Origin of the sequence: Kribbella sp. NBC_01484, from assembly GCF_036227145.1 — a bacterium.
Taxonomy (GTDB): Bacteria; Actinomycetota; Actinomycetes; order Propionibacteriales; family Kribbellaceae; genus Kribbella.
In genome coordinates, this window is sequence record NZ_CP109437.1 from 3,803,707 (window position 1) to 3,815,800 (window position 12,094).

The 12,094-nt window shown below is 59.3% G+C and carries 10 protein-coding genes and 1 pseudogene; 2 read left to right on the top strand and 9 right to left on the bottom strand.

Annotated elements, in window-relative coordinates; all coding sequences use genetic code 11:
- Nucleotides 1-786: 786 nt before the first annotated feature.
- Together OG555_RS18850 and OG555_RS18855 are read left to right on the top strand one after the other, a co-directional pair.
- The gene (locus OG555_RS18850) at nucleotides 787-1,131 is read left to right on the top strand and encodes a CU044_2847 family protein (RefSeq protein ID WP_329484213.1); all 345 of its coding nucleotides are present in this window, start codon (nucleotides 787-789) and stop codon (nucleotides 1,129-1,131) included.
- Nucleotides 1,132-1,145: 14 nt separating this feature from the next.
- Complete coding sequence (locus OG555_RS18855) at nucleotides 1,146-4,046, top strand: S1 family peptidase (RefSeq protein WP_329484214.1); 2,901 nt, start codon at nucleotides 1,146-1,148, stop codon at nucleotides 4,044-4,046.
- Here OG555_RS18855 and OG555_RS42870 read toward each other — a convergent pair.
- The 9 genes and pseudogenes from OG555_RS42870 to OG555_RS42875 all read right to left on the bottom strand — a co-directional run.
- A complete protein-coding gene (locus tag OG555_RS42870; protein ID WP_442914508.1) occupies nucleotides 4,015-5,049 on the bottom strand; it encodes a carbohydrate kinase family protein in 1,035 nt (344 codons plus the stop codon). The genes OG555_RS18855 and OG555_RS42870 overlap by 32 nt on opposite strands.
- A 31-nt stretch (nucleotides 5,050-5,080) precedes the next feature.
- Nucleotides 5,081-5,713, bottom strand: coding sequence for a class I SAM-dependent methyltransferase (locus OG555_RS18860; protein ID WP_329484215.1), 633 nt, complete (start codon nucleotides 5,711-5,713; stop codon nucleotides 5,081-5,083).
- A gap of 44 nt (nucleotides 5,714-5,757) precedes the next feature.
- The gene (locus tag OG555_RS18865; RefSeq protein ID WP_329484216.1) at nucleotides 5,758-6,489 is read right to left on the bottom strand and encodes an amino acid kinase family protein; all 732 of its coding nucleotides are present in this window, start codon (nucleotides 6,487-6,489) and stop codon (nucleotides 5,758-5,760) included.
- Nucleotides 6,490-6,536: 47 nt separating this feature from the next.
- Nucleotides 6,537-7,094: a Maf family protein gene (locus OG555_RS18870; protein ID WP_329484217.1), complete on the bottom strand. Its 558-nt coding sequence runs from the start codon at nucleotides 7,092-7,094 to the stop codon at nucleotides 6,537-6,539.
- 85 nt (nucleotides 7,095-7,179) lie between these two features.
- Nucleotides 7,180-7,770: a nucleoside-diphosphate kinase gene (locus OG555_RS18875; protein WP_329484218.1), complete on the bottom strand. Its 591-nt coding sequence runs from the start codon at nucleotides 7,768-7,770 to the stop codon at nucleotides 7,180-7,182.
- A 29-nt stretch (nucleotides 7,771-7,799) separates the two neighbouring features.
- Nucleotides 7,800-8,096 (bottom strand): hypothetical protein, encoded by a 297-nt coding sequence (locus OG555_RS18880; RefSeq protein ID WP_329484219.1) that lies wholly within the window; start codon nucleotides 8,094-8,096, stop codon nucleotides 7,800-7,802.
- Nucleotides 8,097-8,465: 369 nt separating this feature from the next.
- Nucleotides 8,466-8,735, bottom strand: coding sequence for an Imm1 family immunity protein (locus tag OG555_RS18885; RefSeq protein ID WP_329484220.1), 270 nt, complete (start codon nucleotides 8,733-8,735; stop codon nucleotides 8,466-8,468).
- A 715-nt stretch (nucleotides 8,736-9,450) separates the two neighbouring features.
- Nucleotides 9,451-11,757 (bottom strand): DUF262 domain-containing protein, encoded by a 2,307-nt coding sequence (locus OG555_RS18890; RefSeq protein ID WP_329484221.1) that lies wholly within the window; start codon nucleotides 11,755-11,757, stop codon nucleotides 9,451-9,453.
- A 73-nt stretch (nucleotides 11,758-11,830) separates the two neighbouring features.
- Nucleotides 11,831-11,995 (bottom strand): annotated as a pseudogene (locus OG555_RS42875) (GmrSD restriction endonuclease domain-containing protein); the annotation flags it as partial.
- Nucleotides 11,996-12,094: the final 99 nt, after the last annotated feature.

Sequence of the window (12,094 nt, forward strand, 5' to 3'; positions counted from 1 at the left end):
TCTTCCGCGCCCTTGATGCCATCGTCTGTCCTCTCGAGCCGAACGAACTGACGAAGCAGTCGATATTCAGCTCTGATTCGACAGATCTCTGCCAGCTCGAACGATCGTTGCTTGTCCGGAACGACGCCGCCACCGCTGCTCAGGAGTTGGCCGAGATGGCCAACGATCAGGTCGGCGGATCAACGTCAAGCTCGTGCTCGGAGCTGTCTGACCGAGATTTGCGCTGATAGAGCTGTGCGCTCGCCTCCTCGACAAATGAATCGGAAGTTGTGGCGCAAGCCGAGGACCACTTGCCATTTCCTCACCTCCCGGCATCGCCCAATTCTCAGGATGAATCGAGACGATACGATTGCCAGACCGCGGTGGAGACGAGCTGTGAGTTCCGCGAGAACGACGCGACCGCTCCAAGCCGGCCCAGTCCGCGAAGGCGAGCTTCGATCCGTGCGAAGGCATAGCCAGACTGGCTTGTAGCGGGTACGATCCTACGCTCAGGGGTGGGAATATCTTCCGTGCGCGTCAGCCCAAGATCGCCATGGCGCCACTTCCTGGGGTGCGAGGGGGGCCTCGACCAGGCTGTGGATGTGACGTCGCGCGGAGTTGTGTCGCTGGGGGAGTTTTGGACGTCTTAGAGCCGGCCAATGCGAGGCTTACGCCTGACCGGGCGTCTCAATCGCGGATCTACGGCTGTTCCTCGTCTGTCATCGCCAGAGCCCACGCCTTCGAACCCAGCTTGTCACGGGTTAGCAGAGACTAGGTCGAGGCGGGAATCTGCGAAGTGAGGAACCAATGGACGAGTCTCAATCAGCCAATGTCATTGTGTATGTTCAGGCAGCAGCCGACGAGGCAGAGGACGGGTACGGATCGGCGCCGGTGAGTCGTCGCGACGCCGAGATCCCGACGTTCGCTCTAAATCTCCAGGATGCCCTGGACAAACTGACCCCCGCCTTTGGCGTGATTTCCCAGCACATCGAGACATGGGCGCGCACGGCCAACCCAGCTGAGGTGGAGCTAAAGCTGGGGGTGAAGCTCACCGCCGAAGCAGGAGCGATCATTGCCAAGACTAGCGCAGAGGGCAATCTGGAGGTGACCTTGCGCTGGGCACTAGAGCACAAACGGAATCGCTCAGGTTGATCAGAGGCGAGACTATGGACGCGGGGAGCGCTTCACAATCAATCGTGCGGATTCTGGACGATCAGCACACTGTCGTAGGCCTAGGAACATATGTCGCCCCGGATATCGTCCTGACTTGCCGCCATGTCGTCCAAGACGCGACGGACGTCGGGTCAGCCTCGATCGATCGTGGCGCTGTCGTAAAGGTCGACATGCCATTCGCGGCAGGAACCGCAAAGACCGTGGCCGCCGAGGTCGTTGTGGAGTTCACGTCGGTTCTCGGTGCCCCCCGCGATCTAGCAGTGTTGAGGCTCGTGCATCGGACAGATGGTATGGCGATAAAGGACAGCGCACCTTTGAGCCTAGAGGCCCCGTGGCATCGCAAGTTCGCCGCCTTCGGCTGTCCCCCGGGCCACGATACAGGAGTCTGGGCGACGGGCCGCATTTTGGGTCCTACCACATCTGGATTGATAGCCCTCGAGGCCGAAAGCCAGACCGGGTATCAAATTGAGAATGGATTCAGCGGGGGTCCAGTCTTCGACCATGACACCGGAACGATCTTGGGTATCGTTGTATCGCGGGAGCGCAAGCGAGAAGTCCGCGGTGGGTTCATGCTTCCAGTCTCCGAGATCGCCAACGCGTGGACACCGCTAAGAAGGAGAACGTCACAGGCGTTGCCCATCACGGCACCCTCGTTCGATCTGTTCGCGCCGGTCGAGCTGAACGTGTTCGTATATTCAGCGCCTCACACGCATCACGAGTTTGGACTCATCGAACGCCTCGTCGCCAAGATCAACTCTGATCCGATTGTGCGTGGATTGGCACGCCTAAACATAGTTACTTGGACGGAACCGTTCACGCACGATGAGAGCCAGACGCTCTACACGCAATCCGATGCGGACACGCGCAACCTGAGACGACCGTCTGACTGCGAGCTGGTGATCGTCATAATTTGGGATGATCCGGGTCCGCCGGTCGGGGCTGGGACCGACGAGCTTAGTGCTGCCGAGTGGGTTCTGAAAGAACGCGGAGCGGCGGGAGATCAGCCCCGCACCTACATACTGAACAGCCAGGCTCCGAGCATGGTATCGACCACCGACCCTCATGTCCTACAAAGAATCCGCCAAGATCAAGTCGCGCGGCGCGTTGTTCACCAGCATCGAGATGAAGTCCGCGTAATTTCCTACGCCGATCGCCTTACGATGGAATCGCGTGTCGAAGATATTTTGCGGACGTTGATCAAGGAAAATAGCAAGGCAAAGCTGATCGATCATAAGCCGAATCGACGCCTGGATAGCCGGCGCGTCATACAGCCCGTCGCAATATGGCCGTATCCAGGACTACGGTCATTCCGGTCGGACGATCGCAGCGTGTACTTTGGGCGGGACGGTGAAGCCGACCTGATCGTCACAGAGCTCGATCGCAAGTCGGGTCCCATCCTGGTCGCTGGCGCTTCCGGGAGCGGAAAGTCATCACTGGTCAGCGCCGGCCTCGTGCCTATGCTCGACAATGACTTGATCCCAGGATCATCTGACTGGCTGTATGTGCGCATGAGCCCCGCAGAGGTTGGCGATGACCCTGTAATCCCATTGGCCTACAGGCTCCATTCCCTCCTTCCGGAGCGCGATCAGCCGCCACGTGTACTGCTAGATGCGTTGAGGGACGATCCACGGCGCTTGGTCTCGATCATTGATCAAATTCTCTCCACTCGCCCCGAATGGTCTCGGGTTGTTTGGATGATCGACCAATTCGAGGAGCTCCTTACGCTCGCATCGGCAACCAATGCAGAGATATTTGTTGAGGTGTTACGGGTTGCTAGCCAGCTCGATCGATTATCATTGGTACTTGTGATTCGCTCGGACTTCTTAGCTAACATGCTGTCGATCGGATCACTAGCAAAATTCGTCCAGAGTAGGCTGATTCCATTGGGAGGACTCGATACAGGTGCGCTCGCCGAGGTCGTCGAGAGGCCGGCGGCACTGGCTGGACTTGAGTTCCAACCGGGATTAGCAGAGGTCATCGTCAGAGACGCCGTTGCAACCGGTGGGTCGCTGCCCCTGCTGGCGTATGCATTGTCAGAGCTTGAGCCGTCGTGTATCGGATCGGGATCCATAAGTTATGAGGCCTATGAGCAGATAGGTGGTGTGCACGGTGCGCTCGCCCGTCGTGCTGCTGTGGCGCTCACTTCGCTGGAGCTGAGCGGAGTCACCCTTGCGCCGCTCTTTGCTCGTCTGGTAAGCATCCAGGGGGATGGATCGGCTGTAAAGCGACGTGTATATCTAGACCGCGAAGATTTCTCAGCCCTCCAGCGACGTGCAATTGAAAACCTCGTTGTAGAGCGCCTGTTGACTGCTTCTGCGAATGCAAGTCGAGAACCGTACGTGGAGCTAGTCCACGAAGCATTGATGGATCACTGGCCGGCCCTTGCGGATTGGCTAAAGCAGCAGCGCGGAGCAGTCGGACGCGGCCCACATATTGACTTGACCCACCGAAATGAGATGGGCCGACGCCGACTTGTGGCTGTTGAACGATCTACAAGTGGTGCTGTCTTCCACGCATCGTTAGGCCCCTACGATGGCCGATATTGCTGGATCCAGATCGACCGTAGGTTCTATGAAACCTACCTCCTTCCCCGAAATTGGCGGTCATCTCGTTCCCCGGGCATCATCACTCAGAAAGTCCAGATCAGCTCTGCAAAGGAAATGCCGATCATATTCAGGCTCCGCGGCGGAAGTCTTCAATCTCTGAGCACGAAAGTTGATCTGGGCGAAAGAGTGATAGGCGAGTTTTGGCCGAATGCTCCGGCTGAGGGCTTTCGGGGCATTAACCTCGTTCTCGCCTCTGTGACGCGCGACCCAAGGATCGATCTTTGGCCAGCGTCGGAGCAGGTCTTTACCCTGAGTGTCAGGGATGGCCGGCTGGTTCTGGAGGACTGAGCTGCTCACTTGTCGTAAGAAACGTTCGGAGCTCATGCCCGACTTCCTCCAGAGCTCCAGTGAACTGTGGCGTGACTCTGAGATGCTCAAGCACGTCAAGGGGGCCAGGTAAACCCTGGCCGGCTCCAATCCGAGTCACTGCGAGTGCGCCTAGTGTGCTCCCAAGTACCAGAGACGTCAGCGGACGGAGGCCGAAGAGCTGACCCGCTATGAGCCCGGCACAAAGGCAGTCTCCGGCGCCAGTGGTGTCGAGCGCTTGGACACGGGCAGGGCGATACCGGATGTCGAGCGACGGCTCAAGGAGTCGTGTGCCGGATGCGCCGCGTTTCAGTATGACTCGCCTGACGCCCCTCGCAAATAGCGACCTTACGGACTCCCGGAGATCTAAGTGGTCGGTCAGCGTGCGCACATCGCGCGGTGCGCAGATCAGCGTACCGACCGCTGGTAACGCTGAAAGGACCGTTCCTTTTGCTGTGATTGGTGCAACGGTCGGTAGGTCGAGGTAGGTGTGCGTCCCGGACTCACTGGCGGAATTGAGTGCCTGCAGAGCGGCCTCGCTTTGAGGGGGTGCGAGCAGTGCGTAGCCGGACACATGTAGCGCACGGGCGCCGGGCAACCAGTGAAGTCCGCGAGTGGCGGACGTCTCACTACTCGCTCCGCGGTAGCTAAACATTGTCCGCTCTCCGTGCATGTCGACGACCACTACGTTAAGTTGAGTCGCCTTGTCTGGGCTGCGCTCGAGAAACCCTATGTCGACGCCAACTTCCTCCAGCCCGCTCGCGATGTATTCGCCCCAGGAATCTGTGCCGATAGTCGCAATAAGCTTCGCGTGCGCCCCCAGCCGTGCCAGACAAATTGAACTATTAGCCGCAGACCCGCCAATTAGTGTCGCACGACTCGACGCGAGAGCCTCAGAGCCAATCCGGGGGTACTCCTCGACTGGCAGAAGAATGTCCACGTTCGCGTCACCGATGAGGCAGACGGTCGGTCGCTGGTCTGACATCTTCTCTCCGGCTAGTAGTTGATCCTATTCCTTATCGTTTGCGCACGTATAAGGCTTCGAAGCAGGTGACTTGATGGCCCGTTCTGGATTTGGCCTGGCGCGTCCCGAACTTCTTGCGGTCGAAACTGTCCAGCATGCTGTCCAGCTCCTCCAGCGTCCAGTGCTTTGCGAAATAGGATATGTCGCCCGGATGCTGACTCTCTGAATAAAAGCTGCCTCGCTCCTCTTGCAGATACCTCAGACGATAGGCAGAGTTGGTAGGTTCATAGAGGAAGTCTCCGACGTATAGGTGCCCGTCAGCCATCACGATGCGATTCAGCTCGGCAAAAGCGGCGACGTACTCGCTTCTCTTCGACAAAGCCGTAAGAACTGCATTTGCGGTGACGGTATCAAATGTTCCGTCGCCGAACGGGAGCTGCCGAATGTCGCCGCACACCCTGGCGCCCCATAGCGATGGGTTGCTCACCATCGCCGCCTTGTTGACGTCGAGGAGATAGAGCTTTCGAGACCCCGGGGCCGAGGTAATGTCCCAGACTGATCGTGAACCGCAACCCAGATCCAACCCAACTCGGGATACTTCGAGGATCTCCTGAAGCCAGGCGCTGGGACGCAGGGTACTGGGGATTGATTGTGGAGATGCATCGACCCATGGCGATCGATTCATTGACAGCCCCCTGCTCCATCATTGGATATATCGATGCTGCCAGCTCAGTCGGACCTAACAATGGTGCCAGACTCTTCCTCGAAGGAGGCTGAATGCGCCCGCTCAATCGCAGACTTTAGCGTGTTTAAGTGACGCCAATGGTCAATTAGAAGTGGGATCTTGGTATCAGCCAGTGACTTCGCCGCGACAACGTCGAGTACGAAGCTGGCGCCGGGGGTCCTGCTATCAAATTCGAGCGCGAGGTGAGCCAATTCGCGGTGTGGCAGGCAGGAGTGGCGATTGGTTCCCGACTTGGCCTCGTGGTCACTCGGGTAGACACCGTCGATTTGCGACAACTTAACAACCAGGTCGGCCGCGATATAGCTCGCGAAGAGCGCAGCAACGGCGTCGGACGTCAAACCGTGCCAATACCCGAACAAGACAGGAGTCAGTCCGCTGCGCATCGCCTCGGCAGCTGCATCAAACGCCGTGATAGGTTCGGCGCTGCAGGGTATTCCGCCTCCGCGCAGCGCTGCGATGGCAATTCTGGCGTTCATCAATCCGGCATCGGCACCTAGATAGCTCGCCCTTACCGGCTCTAGGCCAAGGCGCCGAGCGCGATCAATGGATCGTCTGGCCAAGGAACCCCCGCCGATCGTTAATGCGATGTTATGGCCGGCCGCCGTGAGCTCGGAGATCGAGGCCGCCAGCCGCCGAGCGTAGTCTTCTTGGCCGCCATGCAAGTCTGGCCGATCTTCGAAAGCGACACCAGACACCTTGAGCACAAGTGTTGCCATGTTCCCCCCGGGTCATGTCAAATAACGTCTTGCTCGGTAGTCATGATTCAGAATCGCGCCAGCAATTCCTTAACGGCCTGCCTTGGCAGTCCAATAATGGTGTCTTCGTCGCCGGAAAATTTGGCAATGAGCGAGCTCCCCTCTCCTTGGATTGCGTAGGCGCCAGCCTTGTCCATTGGCTCGCCTGTAGCGACGTAGGCGTTGATCTCGTCGTCGGATAGATCACGGAACTCGATCTGAGCTTCTGCAGCAGTGACCTCGGAACGCATGTCATTTGAATTCACCATCGCAACGGCGGTTCGAACAATATGCGTCCTGCCGCTCAGTGCGCGCAGAGTGGCGGCTGCCTGCTCAGGTGTATGCGGTTTGCCGATGATCTCACCAGCGAGGTCGATTACTGTATCCGAGCCGATCACGAGGCTGTCAGGAAGACCTGCGGCAACCGTAGATGCTTTGCGAATGGCGAGTTCGCAGACGGCGTCGGAGGGGCTTGTGCCAGGATCTACGGATTCGTCACAGTGACTCGGGTTGATTGTGAACTCGAGTCCCATATCGGAAAGGATTTCTTTGCGGCGGGGTGACCCAGAGGCCAAGACTAATTTCATGAAACACGTCTCCATCTATTGTCAATTACACTATGACATGACCGCAGTTGTAGCGCAATATCTATTTGGATGCGGATGGCTTGCCCTAGGCAAGGTCCGGCTCAGGATTGACACTATTGATCGATCTCGGATCGAACCAGTATGCAATCTCGCGCCGAGGTTCGTCAGGGTCGAGCTCGTTGTCTGATGCGTGAACCAAGTTTCGGACAGCCGCCTTTCGGGTGCTGGCGACAAGTGAGGAGACGCTCGCGAAATCGCCACGAATCGTCCCAGGTGGAGCGGTCAGTGGCATCGTCGGGCCGGCTAGGGACCGGAGCTTCTTAACACAGTGATATCCCTGGACGACCGCGGCGACCAGCGGTCCAGAGGCAAGGAAGTCGCAGTTCCACTCGTGAATCATTCGGCCAAGGGTAATCGGATCCTCTGTGTTGAATTCCTTGCGAAGATCGAGACCAGCCTCTTCAAAGGCCGCCACCGTTTTCCGTCCCATCTGTGCTAACTGGGCGTCGGTGGTGGCGTAATGTCCACGGGCAAAATGAATGTCGACCTGACGCATTTGCAGAGCGGCGATTGAGAGGCCTGTGCGCTCCACTCGTCGCAATATTTCGCCGACTAGGCTGCGGCGGACGGCATCTGGCTTCAATAGGAGTAGGGTAGACTCAAAGTATCTTTCCATGAATCCTCAGTTGTTGTGTTGTTGGACGCTTAGGGGCGCAGGAGCGCCTCGAGTCTGGCTCGCGCGGTGCCTGCATGGAAATAGTCGGGCATCGCGATGCCGCCTATCGCCTGATGCTCACTAATAACGTCTTCGAGCGTTTCGGAAGGCAGTGTCTCAAGAATCTGGATGCATTTCCGTGCATAGGCTGATGCCTCCTCCAGACGATGATCGTTTCGAAGCCGCTGGGCAATGACAAATGCGTACTCAGCTGCAGCGCGCCGCCGGCCTTCGGTCTGCGCCTCTCTGAAACGATTGATTAGGTTGCCGATACTCTCTCCCGGCATCTCCCCCCCATGGGTTCTGCTGAGTTGTGACCGCTCGATAGCGGTCGACGCGTTCCTTCAGGTGTGGATGCCCGGACGGTTCCCCCCGCCGTGCGCGTTAGATTCGGATGCTTAGGCTCTCAAGAGTTGGTCCGTCACACAAGGTCAGGGGCGAAACTGAGCTGTCGGTGTGGGGCTGAGTGATCTATCGGGTTTGCGGCGCTGCCGCAGCTGTTGGAGCGGCCCACCGCGGACGCCGCCATGTCGGGCAAGCATCAGCGGTCCTCTCCTCGCACGGCTCCGGGGCCGCTAGACGACTCACATCAGTCCCGTGCGGTCTGTGAGGACTGGCATGGGTCATGCGCCTCTCCTGCTGATGTCGGAGATCGCTCAGCTGACGCCTTCAGGCCAGGCGCGCCACTCGAACGATCCCGGTCGGACCCCGTCGCCCGTCACGAACTCGCGCACCGCTTGCCGGACCCGCTCGATGCTGACCTCAGAGTCTTGTGGCCAACCATGGTCGTGACCGGCGTAGTAATAGAAGACTTCCTCGCGTTGGCTGACCTGGCCGGGGACGTACCAACTACCCTCTTGGGCGCCATCGTCGCCGGCGTAGCGGATGCCACCGACTTTGGCCTCAGCGTGGAGAGCAACTCGCATCTCGTGATCGGGGACGCCAGACTCCATAGAGGGCGGGCTGTGCTGTAAAGCGCATTGCCTTCCCTGCTGTGCCGTCATCTCGCAACAATTGCCAGCATGCCCGTGACCTGCGGAAACGTCCGATGGCGCTTGTCGTTGGCTTGCGTCGTCAACCACTGTTGGCCGTTCATTCCGGTCAGTAAAGCGGTCAGTGGCTTGCGGTCCCCGCGAGTAGCGTCCTGATGTCATTCGAAGCGCGTCCGAGAGGTGGCGGCCTGCACGGGAAGCCGGGCGCTTATGGCGTCCGAGAGGTGGCGGCCTGCACGGGAAGCCGGGCGCTTATGGCTGCCGCGACCTCTCGCATTTCGCCCATCGCTAACCGATTGAGGGCGAGCGAGTCTGGGGCGGCTTTGGCCTACGAGGTCGGACGCGGCGTCGAGGTTACCGGCGACGGAGTGAGCGTTCGCAAGCTACGCGGGGTACCAAGCGCAGTCGCTCCGGGGGTTCGCTGGCACGCCGTCCAAGGCTTGGCCATGCAGGCATACAGCCGACTCTCCGAGGCCGAGTTCAAGTTCTGCCTCGCTGGGCGGTGAACCAGGCGTGTCCGTAGAAGTACATCCAGTCCGGCTCATCATTGGCGGCCGCCGAGACCGTTCAGCCTCGTCGTGGGCCGCTGACAGGGCTGCTCCCCTCGAAAGTTTGAGTGCGACGCTGCGGAGTCATCGTGGAACAGGGATCAGTAGTCGACGCGAACCAAGGTAACTGTCTCCGCTGCAAGCTGGACCTGTGTCGCCTTCCAACCAGCATCGATGATCGCCCGAGCGACGGCACTGCCTTCGTAGCTGTACCAGTGGGGCAGGTGATTTCGGCTGGAGTCGGGTAGAGAGAATCCAAGGATTTGCTCGATCTCCGAGAATGTCAGACGGGCTTCGCGCCCGTCGAAATTCCGGAGCCAGCGCCACAGCGGCTCATACTTCCCCGTGTGTACCACCTGCTGGCCAGCAGGTGGCCGCGAGTCGGGTTGTGGCTCAACCGTCTCAGTTGTATTGATGAGATTGCGGAGTGTCCGCCACCGCTCGGCAGCCTCAGGATGCATGCGGTAGTGCCAGCGGCCGTTGGCCTTGATGAACTCAATCGGTGGGTTCGATCTGCCGTAGTTCTGATAGACCTTGCGCGCCATGGCACCACTGATGCCAGAGATCTGGTCGACGACGTACCCCTGATTTTCAAGATCCGCGCCTGTGAAGAGCATGCCGGGTTTGTTCGCAGCGACGTAGTCAAGAAATTCGAGAGTCAAGTCGGTCGAAGATGCAGCGAAATCGGAGAGGTCGGCCTCCGCCCACGGGACTTCTTGCAGTCTCGCCATGTCGGGCGAGCCTACGACTTCAACAGTAAGGTCCATCGGTGCGACACCAGCAGGTGGCCCGGGCCAGACGTCGCAGATGTACGCCGTCAGCTCAATGGCCCGGGCCTCGATGGCTGCATCCGTCCAAGCATCGGGGTGATTGTGGATGAGGTCTTTCGACAAGACGAGCAGGCTGTATTTGTCGAGGAGGCTGCGCTTTCCGAGGTTCGCGTCGCCGCCAGCCTTGAGCCCGTCAGCTTCCTTGTCCGTCCAGGGTCGGTGCGACAGCGACCCGTTGAGACTCTTGGTGACCAAGGTGAGGTTACCCAGCGTGTTGATCCGCCTGTCCCGAGCCGTCGCGTCCTCAGGTGTGAGCTTTGGCTCCGGGTCCCAATAGGTGTGCCACTTCTGAGGCATTACGTGCTCGATTTCCAACTTCGGAGGTAAGGCAACCGCCTCATGCCGCTCGGTTCGGAGCAATTGCTCGACCGCCCCAAGGACTATCCGGAGCCGTGCCTGCCGGACATTTCCGTACAGCCGAACCGCGGGGAGATCAGCCTTCATCGCGTCGTCTGTCGGCCAGACTCGGGCATCGGCGGTTTGCGAGGCAAGGAAGCTCCGGACCGTGTCGCCAGCGGTTATGACCGTGCTCCTGTCCAAGAGCTTCAGGATCGTCACCATCATCCGGTTGATGTCCTTCATGGTGAGTCGAAGGAGGGTGCGGCGGATGACCCAGCTCTCAAGCGCGTTGAGCCCGACCGTGCGTTGGCCGGCTGGCACTTGGTGATTCTCCGACAACATCCACATGAGTAGAGGGCTCGTCGCGGCAAGCTCCATCGTCTCGATGACGCGATTGTAGAAGGCTCCCTCAGCAGTGTCCTCATCAAGCTGGACAAATGCCCTATAGGTGTCAGCATCCTTGCGTAGTTCACCAAGCAGTTGCTCGGCCCCTACGGAGTCCATCATGAGCGGTCCCGTGTACTCAGTGAAGACTCGGAACACATGCTCGGTCTTGACCTCGTCGGACAGACGCATTGTGAGCCAGTACTGCAGGAAGATGTCGATTCGCGAGCGAGAGTGGCGGCCCTGACTGATCTCGGCTCGCCACCAGTCGTCATCGAAGTCCACCCAGTGGGTTTCAGGCCACCGCTCGACATCGGCACCAACCTTCTCGCCGTGCTGGAAGACCCAGTTCTTGATCAAGTCGGCCTTCAGCAAGGGGGTGCCGCGATCGTTCAGGGTCTCGAAAATCAACTGTGCGTCGTCATGGCCGGCCAGGTTAATCGCAACCAGGAACAATCCGTTCTGGAGCGTCGCGGACAATGCTCCAGCTCGATCAGCTTCTGTGCCGGGTGGTTCCTTGCCGTCAGCATCGGGCGTGCCGGTCAACCAAGTGCGGGCTTCGGCACGGAAGAACTCGTGAGCTGCCAAGATTCGGTGCTCGCCAACCCAGCCTGCCTGGGGGTCCATGGCCTGCGCGAACGCCATGCGGTCGTGGCGCGACGGCCAGAGTTTGAAGCGTTCGGGCCTTCCCTTGAACGCCGAAGACTTGTTGAGGATCAACTCCTCGAGATCCTCGGCCAACAGGTCGTGTCCGCGCTCGGCGATGACGGCTTGAGCTGCGTCGATCATCAACTGAAGGGTTGTCGTGCGTTGCTGGCCGTCGATGACCAGATGTCGGGTGACGTCGCCGACCACCGGCGGGCTTCGACTCGTAGACGACCGCGGCCAGAAAGTGGTGAGGTACCGTCGGCTGGCCTTCGCCGGCGACGACCCGGCTCTCTGCAACTCGGACTATGTCGGCCCACAGCGGCGCCCACTGGTCTTCTTCATTCCACACGTACGGGCGCTGGAATGCGGGGATTTCGTAGTGCATCTTCCCGTCGAACAACTGTCGTGGGCTGAGTGCATCCGCTTTCATCTCGCTCCTCATCATGCTGGCGCAAACAAGGTGCGCCGATCAAGTGTCAGGCCCAGCATGCCGTGAACCGCCACCAGGTCCTAGAGCAACTTATCCTCCTAGCCCATTGCGTCT